General features: G+C 67.9%; 17 protein-coding genes and 1 pseudogene. 11 read left to right on the forward strand and 7 right to left on the reverse strand.

Going from position 1 to position 18,159, the window contains the following annotated elements; all coding sequences use genetic code 11:
* Window positions 1–4 precede the first annotated feature (4 nt).
* From ACWFRB_RS12380 to ACWFRB_RS12390, 3 genes are all read right to left on the reverse strand, one after another.
* Window positions 5–769, reverse strand: coding sequence for an MlaE family ABC transporter permease (locus ACWFRB_RS12380; RefSeq protein WP_452641321.1), 765 nt, complete (start codon window positions 767–769; stop codon window positions 5–7).
* A 563-nt stretch (window positions 770–1,332) separates the two neighbouring features.
* Complete coding sequence (locus ACWFRB_RS12385) at window positions 1,333–2,247, reverse strand: 3-oxoacyl-ACP reductase (RefSeq protein WP_077042894.1); 915 nt, start codon at window positions 2,245–2,247, stop codon at window positions 1,333–1,335.
* Between the two features lie 98 nt (window positions 2,248–2,345).
* Window positions 2,346–2,537, reverse strand: coding sequence for a ferredoxin (locus ACWFRB_RS12390; protein ID WP_077042895.1), 192 nt, complete (start codon window positions 2,535–2,537; stop codon window positions 2,346–2,348).
* 225 nt (window positions 2,538–2,762) lie between these two features.
* Here ACWFRB_RS12390 and ACWFRB_RS12395 point away from each other — a divergent pair, with 225 nt between their 5' ends.
* The 3 genes from ACWFRB_RS12395 to ACWFRB_RS12405 are packed head-to-tail and all read left to right on the forward strand — an operon-like array spanning window position 2,763 to window position 6,740.
* Window positions 2,763–3,938 (forward strand): acyl-CoA dehydrogenase family protein, encoded by a 1,176-nt coding sequence (locus ACWFRB_RS12395; RefSeq protein WP_452641323.1) that lies wholly within the window; start codon window positions 2,763–2,765, stop codon window positions 3,936–3,938.
* Window positions 3,939–3,983: 45 nt separating this feature from the next.
* The gene (locus tag ACWFRB_RS12400; RefSeq protein ID WP_452641325.1) at window positions 3,984–5,102 is read left to right on the forward strand and encodes an acyl-CoA dehydrogenase family protein; all 1,119 of its coding nucleotides are present in this window, start codon (window positions 3,984–3,986) and stop codon (window positions 5,100–5,102) included.
* A gap of 15 nt (window positions 5,103–5,117) precedes the next feature.
* On the forward strand, window positions 5,118–6,740 hold the full coding sequence (locus tag ACWFRB_RS12405) for a long-chain-fatty-acid--CoA ligase (RefSeq protein ID WP_452641326.1): 1,623 nt from the start codon (window positions 5,118–5,120) through the stop codon (window positions 6,738–6,740).
* Between the two features lie 70 nt (window positions 6,741–6,810).
* On the opposite strand, the pseudogene ACWFRB_RS12410 reads toward ACWFRB_RS12405, so the two are convergent.
* The 3 genes and pseudogenes from ACWFRB_RS12410 to ACWFRB_RS12420 all read right to left on the reverse strand — a co-directional run.
* Window positions 6,811–7,257: pseudogene (locus ACWFRB_RS12410) on the reverse strand (carboxymuconolactone decarboxylase family protein); the annotation flags it as partial.
* Window positions 7,258–7,464: 207 nt separating this feature from the next.
* Window positions 7,465–8,580 (reverse strand): NAD(P)H-dependent flavin oxidoreductase, encoded by a 1,116-nt coding sequence (locus tag ACWFRB_RS12415; protein ID WP_452641328.1) that lies wholly within the window; start codon window positions 8,578–8,580, stop codon window positions 7,465–7,467.
* Entirely contained in the window at window positions 8,580–10,226 is a 1,647-nt protein-coding gene (locus ACWFRB_RS12420; protein ID WP_452641330.1) for an acyl-CoA synthetase, read from the reverse strand. The genes ACWFRB_RS12415 and ACWFRB_RS12420 overlap by 1 nt, the downstream gene beginning before the upstream one ends.
* A gap of 78 nt (window positions 10,227–10,304) precedes the next feature.
* Between ACWFRB_RS12420 and ACWFRB_RS12425 the strand changes: the two genes are divergently transcribed.
* Window positions 10,305–11,129, forward strand: a complete 825-nt coding sequence (locus tag ACWFRB_RS12425; RefSeq protein ID WP_452641332.1) for a crotonase/enoyl-CoA hydratase family protein — start codon at window positions 10,305–10,307, stop codon at window positions 11,127–11,129.
* A gap of 23 nt (window positions 11,130–11,152) precedes the next feature.
* Window positions 11,153–11,719, forward strand: a complete 567-nt coding sequence (locus tag ACWFRB_RS12430) for a nucleotidyltransferase family protein (RefSeq protein ID WP_452641333.1) — start codon at window positions 11,153–11,155, stop codon at window positions 11,717–11,719.
* 75 nt (window positions 11,720–11,794) lie between these two features.
* Here the strand turns inward: ACWFRB_RS12430 and ACWFRB_RS12435 are convergent, their stop codons facing one another.
* Window positions 11,795–12,835, reverse strand: a complete 1,041-nt coding sequence (locus ACWFRB_RS12435) for an LLM class F420-dependent oxidoreductase (protein ID WP_452641335.1) — start codon at window positions 12,833–12,835, stop codon at window positions 11,795–11,797.
* Between the two features lie 84 nt (window positions 12,836–12,919).
* Between ACWFRB_RS12435 and ACWFRB_RS12440 the strand changes: the two genes are divergently transcribed.
* From ACWFRB_RS12440 to ACWFRB_RS12465, 6 genes are all read left to right on the forward strand, one after another.
* Window positions 12,920–13,870 (forward strand): Zn-ribbon domain-containing OB-fold protein, encoded by a 951-nt coding sequence (locus tag ACWFRB_RS12440; protein ID WP_452641337.1) that lies wholly within the window; start codon window positions 12,920–12,922, stop codon window positions 13,868–13,870.
* 14 nt (window positions 13,871–13,884) lie between these two features.
* The gene (locus ACWFRB_RS12445) at window positions 13,885–14,952 is read left to right on the forward strand and encodes a thiolase domain-containing protein (protein WP_452641339.1); all 1,068 of its coding nucleotides are present in this window, start codon (window positions 13,885–13,887) and stop codon (window positions 14,950–14,952) included.
* Window positions 14,952–16,127 (forward strand): thiolase domain-containing protein, encoded by a 1,176-nt coding sequence (locus ACWFRB_RS12450; protein ID WP_452641341.1) that lies wholly within the window; start codon window positions 14,952–14,954, stop codon window positions 16,125–16,127. Before ACWFRB_RS12445 ends, ACWFRB_RS12450 begins: the two co-directional genes overlap by 1 nt.
* 12 nt (window positions 16,128–16,139) lie before the next feature.
* A complete protein-coding gene (locus ACWFRB_RS12455; RefSeq protein ID WP_452641342.1) occupies window positions 16,140–17,015 on the forward strand; it encodes a TIGR03619 family F420-dependent LLM class oxidoreductase in 876 nt (291 codons plus the stop codon).
* Window positions 17,012–17,431: a nuclear transport factor 2 family protein gene (locus ACWFRB_RS12460; protein WP_452641343.1), complete on the forward strand. Its 420-nt coding sequence runs from the start codon at window positions 17,012–17,014 to the stop codon at window positions 17,429–17,431. Before ACWFRB_RS12455 ends, ACWFRB_RS12460 begins: the two co-directional genes overlap by 4 nt.
* Before the next feature lie 105 nt (window positions 17,432–17,536).
* Window positions 17,537–18,139: a DUF459 domain-containing protein gene (locus ACWFRB_RS12465; protein ID WP_452641344.1), complete on the forward strand. Its 603-nt coding sequence runs from the start codon at window positions 17,537–17,539 to the stop codon at window positions 18,137–18,139.
* Window positions 18,140–18,159: the final 20 nt, after the last annotated feature.

An 18,159-nucleotide genomic window follows, 5' to 3' on the forward strand; every position in this document is an offset into this window, starting at 1 on the left:
CCCGTCACCCCGCCGTCAGCTTGACACCGACGGCGGTGACGAGAACGTTCACCACGAACAGCGCCATGAACGCGAAGACAACCGTCTGGTTCACCGCGTCACCCACACTCTTTGCGCCACCCTTTACGTTGAGCCCGAGGAAGCAGGCGACCAGGCCCGCGATCATGCCGAACAAACCGGCCTTGAGCTGCGAGAGCATCAGCTCACCGAAGCCGGTCAGCAGGGTGATCCCGTTGATGAAGGCGCCGGGGTTCACGTCCTGCAGAAAGACAGAGAAGACGAAGCCGCCGACGATACCGATGGTGGACACCAGCCCGTTGAGGAGCAGGGCGACCACCGTCGAGGCGAGCACCCGGGGCACCACCAGTCGGTGGATCGGGTTGATGCCGAGCACCTTCATCGCGTCGATCTCTTCGCGGATGGTTCGCGCGGCGAGGTCGGCGCAGATCGCGGTGGCACCCGCACCGGCGACGATCAGCACGGTGACCATCGGCCCCACCTGGGTGACCGCGCCGAGCGCGGTTCCCGCGCCGCTGAGGTCGGCGGCGCCGATCTCGCGCAGCAGGACATTGATCGTGAAGACCACCAGCACGGTGAACGGGATGGCGACGAGCACCGTCGGCACCATCGACACCCGGGCCACGAACCAGGCCTGGTCTACGAACTCACGACGCTGGAACGGCCGCTGGCCCATCGCCTTGAAGGTCTCCCCCGCCATCGCGAAGAAGCCGCCCACGGCGCGCAGCGGCACCAGAAGGAGGTCGTCCATCGTGCCTCCTCGTCAGTGTTCTCGCGCAGGGCACCACTGGGGGGCAGTGAAATCCCCCCGGATGCCTGTGATGCAGGTCATATTAACTAGAACGTGTTCACCTGTCAAAGGTGTTCCCCTCCGGACGCATCGGTGCTGTTCAACTCGTACCACCGGGAGGGCAGACCCGGCGGCCGGGCACCCGTGTTCAGTGGGGCCGGGCCGGCGGGATCGGTGGCCGGCGCCGCACACCCGGAGCCGAGCTCCGAGCATGCGACATCCGGCCACGTTGACTCCCTTTGTCTTTCATGAATCAGGTGCATGGTGAGCCCGATGGTCACCGACCACGACATCGAGTATCCACACACGTGCGAAGGCTCTCCCCCACGCTCGTTCGGCCACTCGGGCTCGTGCCGCGACCACTCCGGGATTCGTCCCCACCCCACCCGGACCTGCGGATATCTAGAACGCGTACTCATTGCTGTCCGGGGCAGGTCAGACCCACCCCGGACATCATCTTCACTCAGCCGATCTACCTGCGTGCCGAAATGCGCACGTTTCTCAGGTACGGCTGAACGCGCCGCTCAGCCGAGTGACTTGACCGCTTCGGTCGCCGCGAACATCCGAGCCGGGTCGCGCCCGTCGAAGTAGCCGCCGAGCGAGTCCGCGAGGCCCTCGGGGGTCCACACCGCATCGGGCGAATCGAATCGCTGCTCCACGACCGGCGCGGCCATGAGCGCCACCATCGGTCCGTAGACGATGAAGACCTGGCCGTTGATGGCGTCGGCCGCGGGCGAGGCCAGGTACGACACCAGGTTCACGACATGCTCGGGCGAGAGCGGATCGGTGCCGTCCTCGGGGGCGTCGCCGAAGACGTTCTCCGTCATCGCCGTGCGCGCCCGCGGGCAGATCGCGTTGGCGCGAACGCCGTAGCGCTCGAGGCCGCGCGCCGCGGACAGGGTGAGGGCGGTGATCCCAGCCTTGGCCGCACCGTAGTTCGGCTGCCCGGCCGGACCGAGCAGGCCGGCCTCGGAGGACGTGTTGATCAGGCGGCCGTAGACCGGTGCGCCCGCCGCCTTCGACTCGGCGCGCCAGTGCACCGCCGCGTTGCGGCACAGCAGGAAGTGACCGCGCAGGTGGACCTTGAGCACCAGATCCCAGTCCTCGTCGGACATGCTGAAGAGCATCTTGTCCCGCACGATGCCGGCATTGTTGACGACGATGTCGACGCCGCCCGCCTGCTGGGCCGCTTCCATCAACGCGTCGGCGGTGGCGCGCTCGCCGATGTCGCCGGGAATGAACACCGCCTTGCCACCGAGGGTCTGGATCTCGTCGAGGACCGCATCGGCGTTCTCATTGGCCACCAGATCGTTGATGACGACGTTCGCGCCCGCCTTGGCGAGGCCGATCGCCTCGGCCTTGCCGAGACCCGACGCACCACCGGTCACGATTGCGACCTTGCCGTCCAGACTTACCTCGCGACTAGTCAAACTCACCACTGCCTTCGTGATTTCGATGCGGCCCCCGGAGCGGGTTCCGCCGTCACATCCGTGACGGCGCTCACTCTAGAACGTGTTCTTATTCCCGGCAAGAACAGTTAGCGCTCGAGGGTCAGCGCAGCGCGCGGGCACTGGGCGACCGACTCCTCCAGCTTGGCCACCGAATCGGCGTCGTCACCGGGCTGGGTGATCACCAGTTCGTCGTCGTCCGTCAGATCGAAGATGTCGGGCGCGATGCCGACGCAGACACCGTTCGCCTCACAACGATCCCTATCGACCTTGACCTCCATGAATGAACCTCACTTCTCGTTCGAATCGACGTCTGCGGCACGCGTGTCTATGGGCTGGACCCGCGGGCAGATCCAGCATAAGACTAGAACCCGTTCCACTCCTGTGCAATGATGCGAAAAACCCATAGTGACGGGCCGAAAACGCGCCTCGACCGCTCGGCCAATCGCAACGAGATAACGGCACCAAACAGACTAGAACCTGTGTCAGAGACCGGAGAGGTACCGATGCAAATCACCTACAGCGCCGAGCAGCAGAAGCTGCGGGAGGAGCTGCGCGCCTATTTCGCGAAGCTCATCACTCCCGAGCGCCGCGAAGCGCTCAGCGCCCAGACCGGCGAGTACGGCTCGGGCACCGTCTACCGCGACGTCGTGCGCGAGATGGGCCGAGACGGATGGCTGGCCCTCGGCTGGCCCAAGGAGTACGGCGGACAGGAGCGCTCGGCGCTCGACCAGTTGATCTTCACCGACGAGGCCGCGATCGCGGGCGCGCCGGTGCCGTTCCTCACCATCAACTCGGTCGCACCGACGATCATGCACTACGGCTCGGAGGAGCAGAAGAAGTTCTTCCTGCCCAAGATCGCGGCAGGCGAACTGCACTTCTCCATCGGCTACTCCGAGCCCGGCGCGGGCACCGACCTCGCCAGCCTTCGCAGCACCGCGGTCAAGGATGGCGACGACTACGTCATCAACGGCCAGAAGATGTGGACCAGCCTCATCGCGTACGCGGACTACGTGTGGCTCGCCGTCCGCACCGACCCGACGGCCAAGAAGCACAAGGGCATCAGCATGCTCATCGTGCCGACCACCGCGGAGGGCTTCTCGTACACGCCCGTCCACACGATGGCAGGCCCGGATACCAGCGCCACCTACTACCAGGACGTGCGCGTGCCGTCCTCGGCTCTGGTCGGCGAGGAAAACGGCGGCTGGTCGCTGATGACCAACCAGCTCAACCACGAGCGGGTCGCGCTGGTCTCGGCCGCCCCGATCCAGGGTGCGTTGCGCCAGACGATCGAGTGGGCGCAGAACACCAAGATGGCGGACGGCAGCCGAGTCATCGACCAGGAATGGGTGCAGATCAATCTCGCTCGGGTGCACGCCAAGACCGAGTACCTCAAGCTGCTGAACTGGGAAGTCGCTTCCGCGCACGCCCCGAGCAAGGGTGACGCCTCAGCGTGCAAGGTCTTCGGCACCGAGTTCGCGACCGAGGCCTACCGGCTGCTGATGGAGGTCCTCGGACCGCTGGCCTACCTGCGCCAGGACTCCGCGGGCGCGGTGCTGCGCGGACGCGTCGAGCGGATGCATCGCTCCTCGCTGATCCTCACCTTCGGCGGCGGCACCAACGAGGTGCAGCGCGACATCCTCGCCATGACGGCGCTGGGTCAGCCGCCCGCGAAGCGGTAACAGCCGCATCCGCCGACCGACCCTCCACGTACCCAAGGACTTCCGATGGACTTCACACGTACCGAGGCCCAGCAGGACCTCGAACAGCTGACCCGGAGCATTGCCGAGAAGCTGACCACCAACGACCGCCTCCGCGAGCTCGACGCCGCCGAGGACCGCTTCGACGACAAGCTCTGGCAAGCCCTCGCCGACGCGGGAGTGCTCGCCGCCGCGCTGCCGGAATCGGTCGGCGGGGGTGGGTTCGGCATCCTCGAGCAGAGCAGCGTGCTGCAGGAGCTCGGCCGCACGCTCTCCCCCGTGCCGTACCTGAGCTCGATCGTGTTGGCCGCGTCCGCGCTGGCCGAGCACGGCGACGAGGCGCAGCGCGACCTGGCCCGGCGGGCAGGCGCGGGCGAGGTCGTCCTCACCGTCGCACTCGCCGAGGAACTCAACCCCGATCCCGCCCGGCCGGTCACCCGCGCCGAGCGCACCGCCGACGGCTGGTCGCTCACCGGCACGAAGATCACCGTGCCCGCCGCCACCTTCGCCGATGTCATCCTGGTACCGGCGACCACCCCGGAGGGCGTCGCCGTCTTCCTGGTCGAGCCGTCCAACCCTGGCGTGCGCGTCGAGCGCCAGATCACCACCGACTACAGCGCCGAGTCGCTCGTGGAGCTGTCCGGGGCCGTCGTCGGCACCGACCAGGTCCTCGGCGGCACCGAGCGCGGCGCCGAGGTCGTCGACTCGATCCTGGCCCGTGCAGCGGTCGCGCTGAGCGCGACCCAGCTCGGCACCCTGGAGCGGGCCCTGGAACTGGTCGCGGAGTACGCGCGCGAGCGGGTCCAGTTCGACCGCCCGATCGGTAGCTTCCAGGCCGTGGCCCAGCGCCTCGCCGACGCCTTCATCGACGTCAAGGGCGTGCGGTCCACGCTGTGGCAGGCCGCCTGGCGCCTCAGCGAGAACCTGCCTGCCGAGGAAGAGGTCCGGACCGCGAAGTTCTGGGCGGCCGATGCGGGTCACCGTGTCGCGCACACGGTGATCCACATCCACGGCGGCGTCGGCCTCGACCGCGACCACCCCGTGCACCGGTACTTCCTGGCGGCCAAGCACAACGAGTTCGCACTGGGCTCGGCCACCGAGCAGTTGCGCAGGCTGGGACAGATCCTCGCCGACGTGCCTGCCTGAACCTAGGCTGCACACATGACGACCGCGATGCCCACCGTCACCGATCTGTTGCTCCGGCTCCGAGACGACAACGACCACGGAATTCTGTTCGAGGACAAGAGAATTCCATGGTCGGAACACGTCGCACTCAGCGCCGGTCTGGCGGCGGGCCTGGCGGCCCTGTTCGATCCGGCAGCACCCCGACACGTCGGGGTGCTGCTGGACAACGTTCCTGAGTTCTCCCTCCTGCTCGGCGCCGCGGCGCTGGGCGGATCGGTCGTGGTCGGCCTGAACACAACCCGGCGCGGAGAGGCGCTCGCCGGCGACATCGCGCGCGGGGACTGCCAGGTGGTGGTCACCGACACCGAGCGTCTCGCCCTGCTCGACGGCCTCGATCTGGGCGGCGTCCGCGTCCTCACCATCGACGGCCCCGAGTGGTCGGATCTGCTTGCCGCACAACGCGACAGCACCCCGTCGTCGCCCGCTCCCGCCGGCGACGACCTGTTCATGTTGATCTTCACCTCCGGCACCAGTGGGAATCCGAAGGCGGTCCGCGTGACCCACCGCATGGTGGCCGGGCCCGGCATCATGCTCACCGAACGGTTCGGGCTGTCCGCCGCCGACACCGCCTACATCTCGATGCCGATGTTCCACTCGGGCGCGGTGATGGCCTGTTGGGCGGTCGCGGTCGCCGTCGGCGCGAATCTCGCACTGCGCCGCAAGTTCTCCGCGTCCCAGTTCATCCCGGACGTCCGGCGATTCGGCGCCACCTACGCGCACTACGTCGGCAAGCCCCTCGCCTACGTGCTGGCCACCCCCGAGGTCGCGGACGACGCGAACAACCCGCTGAAGGTGCTCTACGGCAACGAGGGGTCGCCTTCCTCGATCGCCGAGTTCGGGCGCCGATTCGATGTCCGGGTGGTCGACGGGTTCGGTTCCACCGAGGGCGGCGTGCTGATCCCACGGAGCCCGGGCACGCCCGTCGGCGCCCTCGGGCTGCTCCCCGCCGGCATCGAGGTGTTAGACCCGGACACCGGGATCCCTTGCCCAGCCGCGGAGTTCGACGCCAATGGTCGGATCGTCAACGCGGACGTCGCGACCGGCGAGCTGGTGAACACCGCGGGCACCGGCAGCTTCGCCGGGTACTACAAGAATCCCGAGGCCGAGGCCGAGCGGGTGCGGAACGGCCAATACTGGAGCGGCGACCTGGGCTACCGGGACTCCGAGGGCTTCGTGTACTTCGCCGGACGCAGCTCCGGCTGGATGCGGGTGGACGGCGAGAACCTCGGCACCGCGCCAATCGAGCAGATCCTCGGCAGGCATCCCCACGTCGGGGAGGTCGCCGCCTACGGGGTTCCCGACCCCGAGGTCGGCGACCGGGTGGCCGTCGCACTGGTGGCGACGAGCGACTTCGACATCGCCGACTTCTCCCGCTTTCTCGGCGCCCAGTCGGATCTCGGCCCGAAGCAGGTGCCGAGCTTCGTCCGGGTCTGCACGGACCTGCCCCGCACCGCCACCTACAAGGTGCTCGGACGCACCCTCAGCGCCGAGCGCTGGCACTGCGCCGACCCGGTCTGGTACCGCGCGCCCGGTGGTATCGACTTCGAACCGGTGACCCAGGATCTGCGGGCGAAGCTCGATGCCGAGCTGAACTCCTAGCTACGGCACGACGTCGGGTGGGGCGGTCACCCCCCCACCCCATTATACGGTGGACGGTTTGTAACAAAGCCCCCCCAGCCACCTGGCGGGTGGAGGCGTTGAGTCGGTTCCAGAGGTTGACCGTCGCGATCGACATGATCAGCGACGCGATCTGCGTCTCGTCGTAGTGGTCGGCGACCTCGTCCCAGAGCTCGTCCGGAACTGCATCGGACCGATCGCTGAGCCGGGTGACGGCCTCCGCCAACGCCAGCGCCGCGCGCTCGGCGTCGGTGTAATAGGGCGTCTCACGCCACGCACTGACCGCGAACACCCGCTCGTCCGACTCGCCCGCCTTCTTCAGGTCGCGGGCATGCATGTCGACGCAGACGCTGCAGCCGTTGATCTGGCTCGCCCGCAGGTGGACCAGGGTGTGGGTCGTCTCCGGCACCCCGCCCTTCGCGCTCGCCTTGCCCAGCGCGAGCAGGGCCTCCATCGCACCGGGGACGACCATGGCCGGGTTGTTCATTCGTGCCTGCATCGCTGCTCCTCCAGATTTTTGCGCGGGGCACGAACTTCGTGCCCCGCGATCGTGGTCCGTCACAGCTATGACGAATCGCGTCGAGAGAACGTGACAGGTGAACGGAATAGGTTCTGCCCGGTCCAGGAGACAGCACGAAGGCCGGGTACGAGATTCGTACCCGGCCTCCGTGTGTGGCCCAGCTTCCGCAGCCCGTGGGCTGCGGCCCTACTTGAGCTTGTTCAGTCGCGCGACGGTCGCCTCGAACTCGGCGACCAGGTCGGCCATCGAATCCGCGACCGGCCGGATCTCGTTCATCCGTCCGACGATCTGACCGGCGGGCATCGCGACCACCTCGGGATTCTCCGAGGCGACGATCCGCTGGTGCGCCTCGGCGACCAGCAGGTTCTGCAACGGCATCGGCAGCGCGTCGGGTGCACCCGGCTTGGACCAGGCTTCGGTCCACTTGGTCTTGAGCAGCCGCGCCGGCTTACCGGAGTAGATCCGCGAGCGCACGGTGTCCGAGGAGCTCGCGTCGAGCAGGGCGCGCTGGATGGCCGACGGGCCCTCGCCCGACGCACTGCCCAGCTTGTATTCCGCGGCGGTGAGCCAGTACGAACCCATCCACACACCCGAGGCGCCCAGGCTCAACGCGGCGGCGATCTGCCGACCGCTGCCGATGCCGCCCGCGGCCAGCACGGTGGCGGAATCGCCCACCGCATCGACGATCTCGGGAACCAGGACCATCGAGGCGATCTCACCGGTGTGGCCGCCGGCCTCGTAACCCTGGGCGATGACGATGTCGACACCGTTGGCCACGTGGCTCAGTGCGTGACCGACAGCGCCCGCGAGTGCCGCGACCGGAACCCCGTGCGCATGCGCCTCGTCGATGATGTCCTTCGGCGGGGATCCGAGCGCGTTCGCGATGAGCGCCGGGCGGTGCTTGAGCGCAACATCGACCTGTGCCCGGGCCACCGAGTGCAGCCACCCCAGCACGCCGGTGGCGTGCTCGACGTCGTCGGTCAGCGGGGGCACGCCGAGCTCGTCGAGCGTGCGGTTCACGAACGCGCGATGCTCCGCGGGGATCAGCTTGTCCAGGTCGACGGCAGCACCCTCGGTCGGCACCTTCGCAGGCATCACGATGTCGACGCCGTACGGCTTGCCGTCGGTGTTCTCATCCATCCAGGTGAGGGTGGCCTCGAGCTCCTCGGGGTCGTTGAACCGCACGCAGCCCAGCACACCGAGTCCGCCTGCCCGCGACACCGCCGCCGCCACGTGCTCGGACGGGGTGAAGGCGAAGATCGGGTACTGGATTCCGAACTTGTCGGCGAGAGCGTTGTGCATCAGGAGTTTCCGTTGGTGAGGTGGTCGTCGGCGTCGCGCTCTTCGGTCTGCTGCTTGGCCCACTTGTAGTCGGGCTTGCCTGCAGGCGAACGCTTGATCTCGTCGACGAACCACACGCTGCGCGGGACCTTGTAGCCGGCAATCTCCTTGCGGGCAGCGGCCACGATGTCGTTCATGCTCGGGCGAGCGCCGTCGCGGGTGGCGACGACCGCGGCGACCCGCTGACCGAAGCGCTCGTCCGGGACACCGACGACGAGGGTGTCGAAGACGTCGGGATGCGTCTTGATCGCGCCCTCGACCTCTTCCGGGTAGATCTTCTCGCCACCGCTGTTGATCGAGACCGAGCCGCGACCCAGCATGGTGACGGTGCCGTCCTCCTCGACGGTGGCGTAGTCACCGGGGATCGAGTAGCGAACACCGTTGTAGACCTTGAACGTTTCGGCGGTCTTCTTCTCGTCCTTGTAGTAACCGAGCGGGATGTGACCGTGCCGGGCGAGCACGCCGACCGTGCCCGAGCCGGCCTCGACCACGTTGCCGTCGTCGTCGAGCACGACGGTCGCGGCGTCGATCTTCACTCGGGGACCGCCCGTGTGGGTGGCGCCCTTGGTCACTGCGGACAGGCCGCCGAAGCCGGTCTCGGAGGAGCCGATGGAGTCGGTGATGTACCGGTTCGGCAGCAGGTCGAGGAACTCGTCCTTGAGCGCAGGCGAGAACAGCGCGGCACTGGAGGCCATGACGTACAGGCTCGACAGGTCGTACGGCTCACCGGTTTCCGGGTTGCCCGCCTTCAGCGCGTCGAGCATCGGACGGGCCATCGCGTCACCGGTGATGAAGATGAGGTTGACCTTGTGGCGGTCGATGACCTGCCACACCTCGTGGCCGTTGAACTCGGGGTGCATCACCAGGGTGCCGCCGCCGAAGAGGCTGTGGAACACCGCGGACTGCGAGCCGCCGTGGATCATCGGGGGGATGGGGAAGCGCACCATCGCGGGGTTGGCGGCGCCGACCTTCGCGAGTTCCCACTCGTCCTCGACGCGCTCACCGGTGACGAAGTTGGTACCGCCGCCGAGCACGCGCCACCAGTCCTCGTGACGCCACATGACGCCCTTCGGCATGCCGGTGGTGCCGCCGGTGTAGAGCATGAAGATGTCGTCGGGGCTGCGCTCGCCGAAGTCACGTTCCGGCGAACCCTCGGACAGGGCCTGCTCGTACTCGACACCGCCGAAGGACGAGTAGTCCAGGTCCGTGCCGTCCTCGACGACGATCACGGACTTGACCAGCGGCGTGTTCGGCAGCACGTTGGCCACCTTGTCCACATACCGGCGCTCGACGATGAGCGCGGCCATGTCCGAGTTCTCGAAGATGTACTGCAACTCGTTCTCGACGTAGCGGTAGTTCACGTTGACCATCACCGCGCGGGCCTTGAACACCGCGACCATGGCCTCGATGGCCTCGATGGTGTTACGGCTGTAGATGCCCACCTTGTCACCCGGCTTGACACCGCGATCCTGCAGGTAATGTGCGAGACGGTTGGTCCGCTCCTCCAGCTGGGCATAGGTGATCTCACGGTCGCTGTCCAGCAGCGCCACCCGCTCCGGATTCAGGTCAATGGAGTGCTCGACGAAGTCTGCGATATTTAGGGCCACGCCCATAAAGTAGAACGTGTTACCGTTTCTGGCAAGCGTCAGTTTGAGACTCAACTCACACGATATCGGGAGCCGAGAGTGTCCTCCACCACAGCCGAGATTTCCGACATTTCGGAACAGTCCCCGCACTGCCTCGTCGAGAAGCGCGGTCACGTCCTCATCGTGACGATGAACCGCCCCGAGGCCCGCAACGCCCTGTCGGGCGAGATGATGGCGATCATGATCGAGGCCTGGGACCAGGTCGACAACGATCCCGATATCCGGGTCGCGATCCTCACGGGCGCCGGGGGCACGTTCTGCGCAGGCATGGACCTCAAGGCGATGAACAAGAACGCCCCCGGCGACACTTTCGCCAAGGGCACCATGGACCTGACCAAGCTGCCTGCCCTGCTCAAGGGCCGACGGCTGACCAAGCCGCTGATCGCCGCGGTCGAGGGCGCGGCCATCGCAGGTGGCACCGAGATCCTGCAGGGCACCGACATCCGGGTCGCGGGAGAGGGCGCCAAGTTCGGCGTCTCCGAGGCGCGGCTGGGACTGTTCCCGCTCGGCGGCTCCGCGGTCCGCCTGGTCCGCCAGATCCCCTACACCGTCGCAGCCGAGATCCTGCTCACCGGCAGGAACGTCCCGGCGCCCGAGGCCAAGGAACTCGGCCTGATCGGCCACGTCGTCCCGGACGGACAGGCGCTGACCAAGGCGCTCGAGATCGCCGACGCGATCGCCGCCAACGGCCCGATCGCCGTCCAGGCGATCCTCAAGACCATCCGCGTCACCGAGGGCATGCACGAGGAGGAGGCCTTCAAGCTCGAGGCCCAGATCGGCGCCGAGGTCTTCAAGAGCGACGACGCCAAGGAGGGCCCGCGCTCGTTCGCCGAGAAGCGCGCCCCGAAGTTCCAGGGCAAATAGCGGCCAGCGTCCCCGGCAACGACATGCAGACCCCGACGACACAGCACCGCGTCGTCGGGGTCTTGCTCGCCGCGGGCCAGGGCAGCCGGTACGGCATGCCGAAGGTCCTGGCGCATCAGGGCGCCTGGCTGCGATCCGCGGTCGCGGCGCTGCGGGGTGGGGGCTGCTCCCGGGTCATCGTGGTGCTGGGCGCGGCGGACACGGCGGTGCCGGAGGGCGCGGAGGCCGTCTACGCGCCAGACTGGCGCGAGGGGGTCGGCGCCTCGCTGCGGGCCGGTCTCGCGGCCGCCGCCGCCGATCTGGATGCGGACTACGCCGCTGTTCACCTGGTCGACCTGCCGGACGTGCGCGCCGATGCCGTCGCCCGGGTCATCGCGGCCGCGGCCGGCACCGAGAGCGGGATCGCGCGGGCCTTCTACGGTGCCCGGCCGGGCCATCCCGTCGTGATGGCCCGCGATCACTGGGCCGCGGTGTCGACGGCGGCGACGGGCGACGTGGGCGCCCTCCCCTACCTTCGCGAGCACGCCGGCCGCGTCCGACGGGTCGACTGCGACGATCTGGCGACCGGGACGGATCGAGACACCCGGTGACCCGTCCCGCGAATCGGGCCCCGGATCACCGATTCGGCGATCCGGGGCCCGACCCTGGAACGTGTTCCACTCACATCAGGCGGGGTTGACCGCCGCCGCGAGCTGACGCATGTGCTCGACGTTCCGACAGGTCACCAGCAGCATGGTGACGCCGGCTTCCTCCCACTGCTTGACCTGGGTGCGCACCTCGTCGACGTTGCCGATGATCATCGTGTCGGTGACCATCTGGTCCGGGACGATCGCGGCCGCCTCCTCCTTGCGGCCCGACAGGAACAGCTTGCCGATCTCCTTGACCTCCTCGCCGTAGCCCATCCGGGTGTAGACCTGCGCGTGGAAGTTCAGCTCTGGCGCGCCCATCCCGCCGACGTACAGCGCGGTGATCGGCTTGAGCTTCGCGATCTCGGCCGCGCGGTCGTCGGTGATGACGACCTGGCAGGTGGCCGCGATCTCGAAGTCCTCGCGGCTGCGACGGGCGCCAGGACGCGCGAAGCCCTCGTCGAGCCATTCGTTGTACATCGGCGCCAGGCGCGGGGTGTAGTAGATCGCCAGCCAGCCGTCTGCGATCTCGGCGGTCAGCGCGACGTTCTTCGGACCCTCCGCGCCGAGCCAGATCGGCAGGTCAGCGCGGAGCGGATGGGTGATCGGCTTGAGCGGCTTGCCGAGTCCCATGCCCGCCTCGCCGCGGAACGGCAGCGGGTAGTGCGGGCCGTCATTGGTCACAGGCGCCTCCCGTGCGAGCACCTGCCGCACGATCGAGACGTACTCCCTGGTGCGCGCCAGCGGCTTCGGGAAGGGCTGGCCGTACCAGCCCTCGACGACCTGCGGCCCTGAGACGCCGAGGCCGAGGATCGCACGGCCGCCGGAGAGGTGATCGAGGGTCAGCGCGTGCATCGCGGCGCCGGTGGGTGTCCGGGCGGACAGCTGCGCCACCGAGGTGCCGAGCCGGATCCGCTCCGTGCTCGAGCCCCACCAGGCCAGCGGGGTGAACGCGTCGTTGCCCCAGGACTCGGCCGAGAAGACCGCGTCGAATCCCGCCGTGTCGGCCTCGGTCACCAACTCCTGGGCGTTGGCGGGGGGCTGCGCGCCCCAGTATCCGAGTTGCAACCCAAGCTTCACGAAAATCCTCCAGTTCAACAGTGACTATTGCCAGTGGAATAAGAACCTGTTCTACTCGACTTTGTGACCCCTGAAAAGACCCAAGTGGCCGAGCAGCCCCTGAGGGCACCACTAAATCTCAAATTCGACTACACGCGGTCCGTTGGACCGACCATCGGAGCATTCGTCACCGGCCTACGCGACCGGAAGGTCGTGGGCGCCCGAGGCTCCGATGGTCGCGTCCACGTGCCGCCGACGGAGTTCGATCCCACCACCCACGAGCCGATGACCGACTTCGTCGATGTCTCGGACACCGGCACGGTCGTCAGCTGGACGTGGATGCCCGATCCCATCGAGGGTCAGCCGCTGACCCACCCGTTCGCGTGGGCGCTGGTCAAGTTGGACGGCGCCGACACGTCGATCCTGCACGCCGTCGACGCCGGATCGTCGGACGCGATGAGTACCGGCATGCGGGTGCGGGTCCGCTGGGCCGACGAGCGCACCGGACACATCCGCGACATCGCGTGCTTCGAACCCGGCGAGAGCGAGTCGACCCCGGCACCGTCCGGCGGTGAGCCCGTCACCGACATCGTCACCCCGATCGACCTGCACTACACGCACACCGCCTCGTTCGAGGAGACCTACTACCTCCTCGGTCTGATGGAGGGCAAGATCATCGGTGGCCGCACCGACGCGAACGGCAAGGTCTACGTGCCGCCGCGCGGCGCCAACCCGACCGACGGCATGCCGACCAAGGAGCAGGTCGAGGTGTCCGACAAGGGCGTCATCACGACCTTCTGCATCGTCAACGTCCCGTTCCTGGGCCAGTCGATCAAGCCCCCGTATGTCGCGGCCTATGTCCTGCTCGACGGCGCGGACATCCCGTTCCTGCACCTGATCCTCGAGGTCGATCCGGCCGAGGTCCGGATGGGCATGCGCGTCGAGGCCGTCTGGCGGCCGAAGGAGGAGTGGGTGTACTCACTCCGGAACGTCTCCCATTTCCGTCCCAGCGGTGAGCCGGACGCGGACTACGACACCTACAAGCACCACCTCTAGGAGCCGAAAAGACCATGACAGACATTGCAGTCGTCGGCTTCGCACAGGCCCCCCATGTGCGCGAGACAACCGGCACCACCAACGGTGTCGAGATGCTCGTCCCCTGCTTTCAGCAGTTGTACTCCGAGCTGGGAATCACCAAGTCCGACATCGGTTTCTGGTGCTCCGGATCGTCCGACTACCTGGCCGGACGCTCGTTCTCGTTCATCTCCGCGATCGACTCGATCGGTGCCGTGCCGCCGATCAACGAGTCGCACGTCGAGATGGACGCCGCCTGGGCGCTGTACGAGGCCTGGGTCAAGATCATGACCGGCGAGGTCGACACCGCGCTGGTGTACGGCTTCGGCAAGTCCTCTGCAGGCAACCTCCGGCAGATCCTTGCGATGCAGACCGACCCCTACCTGGTCGCCCCGCTGTGGCCCGACTCCGTCTCGATGGCAGGCCTGCAGGCCCGGCTCGGGCTCGAGGCAGGCAAGTGGACGGCCGAGGACATGGCGCAGATCGCCAAGCGCAGCCGCGCCGCCGCGAAGAGCAACCCGAACGCGCAGTTCTCCGGCGACGTCGACGTCGAGACGCTGCTGGCGTCCGAGTACGTCGCGGACCCGCTGCGCGCGCACGACTGCGCGCCGATCACCGACGGTGCGGCCGCGATCATCCTGGCCCGCGGCGACCGTGCCCGCGAGCTGTGCGAGCGGCCCGCATGGATCACCGGGATCGAGCACCGGATCGACTCCCCCGTCATCGGATCGCGCGACCTGACCACGTCGCCGTCGACCGCGGCCGCCGCTCGCGCCGCGACCGGTGGTGATGTCTCGAACATCGACGTCGCCGAGCTGCACGCCCCGTTCACGCACCAGGAGATCATCCTGCGCGAGGCGATCGGGCTGACCGATGCCACCGCGATCAACCCGTCGGGCGGCCCGCTCACCGGCAACCCGATGTTCTCCGGCGGCCTCGAGCGCATCGGCTACGCGGCACAGAAGATCATGAGCGGTGACGCGCAGCGCACCCTCGCCCACGCCACCAGTGGCCCTGTGCTGCAGCAGAACCTGGTCGCAGTCATGGAAGGACGCAACAACTGATGGCGAAGCAATTGGCAGCCGTCCTCGGCACCGGCCAGACCTACTACGTCGCCAAGCGCCACGACGTCACGATGGCGGGCATGATCCGCGAGGCGGTCGACCGCGCGATGGCCGACGCCCACGTCGGCTGGGACGACATCGACGCCATCGTGATCGGCAAGGCCCCCGACCTGTTCGAGGGGTCGATGATGCCGGAGCTCGCGATGTCGGATGCTCTGGGCGCCAACGGTAAGCCGCTGCTGCGCGTGCACACCGCCGGATCGGTCGGCGCCTCGACCGGCAACGTGGCGGCCAGCCTGGTGAAGTCCGGCGTGCACAAGCGGGTGCTCGCGGTGTCGTGGGAGAAGCAGTCCGAGTCCAACGCGATGTGGGCGCTGTCCACGCCAGTGCCGTTCACGATGCCGGTCGGTGCGGGGGCGGGCGGGTTCTTCGCACCGCACGTGCGCTCGTACATCCGCCGCTCGGGCGCCCCCGATCACATTGGCGCGATGGTGGCCGTCAAGGATCGCCGCAACGGTGCACTGAACCCGTACGCACACCTCAAGCAGGCCGACATCACCGTCGAGTCCGTGATGGCGTCCCAGATGCTGTGGGACCCGATCCGTTTCGACGAGACCTGCCCGTCCTCGGACGGCGCCTGCGCCATCGTGATCGGCAACGAGGACGCTGCGAAGGCTGTCGAGGCCGACGGCCGCAAGGTGGCGTGGATCCACGCGACCGCGATGCGCACCGAACCGCTGGCGTACGCAGGCCGCAACGTCGCGAACCCGCAGGCCGGCCGCGACGCCGCGGCCGCACTGTGGAAGGCCGCGGGCATCACCGATCCGCTCACCGAGATCGACGAGGCCGAGATCTACGTGCCGTTCTCGTGGTTCGAGCCGATGTGGCTGGAGAACCTCGGATTCGTGGCTGAGGGCGAGGGCTGGAAGTTCACCGAGGCAGGCGAGACCGCGATCGGCGGGCGGATGCCGGTCAACGCTTCTGGCGGCGTGCTCTCGTCGAACCCCATCGGTGCATCCGGCATGATCCGGTACGCCGAGTCGGCGATGCAGGTGATGGAACGCGCCGGTGACCATCAGGTCGACGGCGCGCGCAAGGCCTTCGGCCACGCGTACGGCGGTGGCTCGCAGTACTTCGCGATGTGGGTGGTCGGCTCCGACCGCCCGACCAACTAGGAGGGAAGCGCCGTGAAGTTCACCGTCGGAATCGCGATGAGCCCGCTCGATCAGCTCATCCCGCTCGCGCAGACCGCCGAGGAGTGCGGGTTCGCCAATATCGCCTTGCCGGACTCGCTGTTCTACATGGAGACGGCGGCTGCCGACTACCCGTACACCCCCGACGGCTCCCGGATGTGGAACGCCGAGACGCCGTGGGTGGATCCGCTGATCGCCGCGGCGGCGCTCGGGGCTGCCACCTCCACCATCGGCTTCTACACGAACGTGCTGAAGTTGGGGTCCAGGAACCCGCTGCTGCTCGCGCGGCAGGTCGGCTCGGTGGCGAACCTGACCGGGAACCGGTTCGGTTTCGGCGTCGGGATCGGCTGGGCACCTGAGGAGTTCGAGTGGTGCGGCGTGCCGTTCAAGAAGCGCGGCGCCCGTGTCGACGAGATGATCGAGATCATCAAGTTGACGCTCGCGGGTGGCATGGTCGAGTTCCACGGGGAGTTCTACGATTTCGACCGGCTGCAGATCAGCCCCGCGCCGAGCAAGCCGGTGCCGTTCTACGTCGGCGGACACACCGACGTGGCGCTGCGCCGGGCGGCCCGGGTGGGCGACGGCTGGACCTCGGCGATGATGAAGTTCAAGGACCTCGTCGAGACCAAGCGCAAGCTCGATGATCTGCGGGCCGAATACGGCCGCGCGGATGAGCCTTTCGAGTTGCAGGCCGTGTGCATCGATCGCTTCGGCAAGGACGGCTACGCCGAACTCGCCGATGCGGGCATCACCGATTCCATCGTGGTGCCGTGGATCTTCGACGGCGTGCCCTTCGACGGCCCGCTCGAGGCGAAGCAGGACTCGTTGCGCAAGTTCGCGGCCGACAACATCGCGGGAGGTGCGTCATGACCGATACCGCGACGGAGCACCCCGTCCGGATCGCCTCGCGCGCGTCCCAGTCCGCCGCGAGCGGCAAGCGCAAAGAGGAGTGGCTGGCCCTGTTCGCGGAGGACGGTTGGGTCGAGGATCCGGTCGGCCCTTCGGGTTTCGATCCCGAGGGCAAGGGGCACCACGGCCGGGAGGCCATCGCCCGCTTCTACGACATGACCATCGCGAACACCGAGTCGCTCGTCTTCGACATCAGGGACACCCTGCAGTGTGGCGACGAGATGGTCTACGTCGGCAGCATCCGGTCCGTCGTGGCGGGCAACCAGATCGATGCCGAGGGAGTGTTCATCTACCGGGTGAACGACGAGGGCAAGCTGCAGTCGATTCGGGCCTTCTGGGAGGTCGACCGGGCGATGAAGACGCTCGTCAAGCTGTAGTACGCACGAACGCAGGAAGGACCGCACCTCGTAAATCGAGGTGCGGTCCTTCGCGTTTCACGGCAGGGTTGGTCCGACCGTAGGCGATCGGAAGGATGACGTGCAGTGCAGGGGCAATCGGAGGATCTCCGGATCTGTTTCATCGGCGACTCCTTCGTCGCGGGGGTCGGCGACGAGACCGCGCTCGGCTGGACCGGCCGGCTACTGGCCCGCAGCGCGCAGGCGGGTCGACCGGCCACCGGATACAACCTGGGGATCCGACGCAACACCTCGACCGACATCCGGGCGCGGCTGCGCGACGAGATCGAGCGCCGCAGGACCTCGGACACCGAGCTGCGGCTGGTGTTCTCGTTCGGGGTCAACGACGCGACCGCAACGGACGACGGCCGTCGGGTCCCGGCGGCGACCTCTCGAGCGAATCTGATCGACTGCCTGGACGCCGCCGAGGGCGCACCGGTCCTCTTCGTCGGGCCGCCGCCCGTGCACGACGAAGATCACAACCGCCGGATCGTCTTGCTCAACAAAGATTTTCGTGAAATCTGCGATGCGCGGGGCTGCACGTTCGTCGACGTGTTCACCGCACTGGAGAAGCACGCCGTCTGGCGCAGGCAGGTGCGTGACGGCGACGGCGCCCACCCGCGATCCGACGGCTACGCGGCCCTGTCCCAACTGGTGGCGCCCGCCTGGGACGGCTGGCTGCACCACTGAGGCCGCCAGGTACGAAAACG

It is taken from the genome of Rhodococcus sp. NPDC055112 (assembly GCF_053607505.1).

What these genes read in the sequence shown, in the direction of transcription:
- ACWFRB_RS12380 (WP_452641321.1), bottom strand. Translation starts at nt 769, where the DNA reads ATGGACGACCTCCTTCTGGTGCCGCTGCGCGCCGTGGGCGGCTTCTTC.
- ACWFRB_RS12390 (WP_077042895.1), bottom strand. Translation starts at nt 2,537, where the DNA reads ATGGAGGTCAAGGTCGATAGGGATCGTTGTGAGGCGAACGGTGTCTGC.
- ACWFRB_RS12395 (WP_452641323.1), top strand. Translation starts at nt 2,763, where the DNA reads ATGCAAATCACCTACAGCGCCGAGCAGCAGAAGCTGCGGGAGGAGCTG.
- ACWFRB_RS12400 (WP_452641325.1), top strand. Translation starts at nt 3,984, where the DNA reads ATGGACTTCACACGTACCGAGGCCCAGCAGGACCTCGAACAGCTGACC.
- ACWFRB_RS12405 (WP_452641326.1), top strand. Translation starts at nt 5,118, where the DNA reads ATGACGACCGCGATGCCCACCGTCACCGATCTGTTGCTCCGGCTCCGA.
- ACWFRB_RS12415 (WP_452641328.1), bottom strand. Translation starts at nt 8,580, where the DNA reads ATGCACAACGCTCTCGCCGACAAGTTCGGAATCCAGTACCCGATCTTC.
- ACWFRB_RS12430 (WP_452641333.1), top strand. Translation starts at nt 11,153, where the DNA reads ATGCAGACCCCGACGACACAGCACCGCGTCGTCGGGGTCTTGCTCGCC.
- ACWFRB_RS12445 (WP_452641339.1), top strand. Translation starts at nt 13,885, where the DNA reads ATGACAGACATTGCAGTCGTCGGCTTCGCACAGGCCCCCCATGTGCGC.
- ACWFRB_RS12450 (WP_452641341.1), top strand. Translation starts at nt 14,952, where the DNA reads ATGGCGAAGCAATTGGCAGCCGTCCTCGGCACCGGCCAGACCTACTAC.
- ACWFRB_RS12460 (WP_452641343.1), top strand. Translation starts at nt 17,012, where the DNA reads ATGACCGATACCGCGACGGAGCACCCCGTCCGGATCGCCTCGCGCGCG.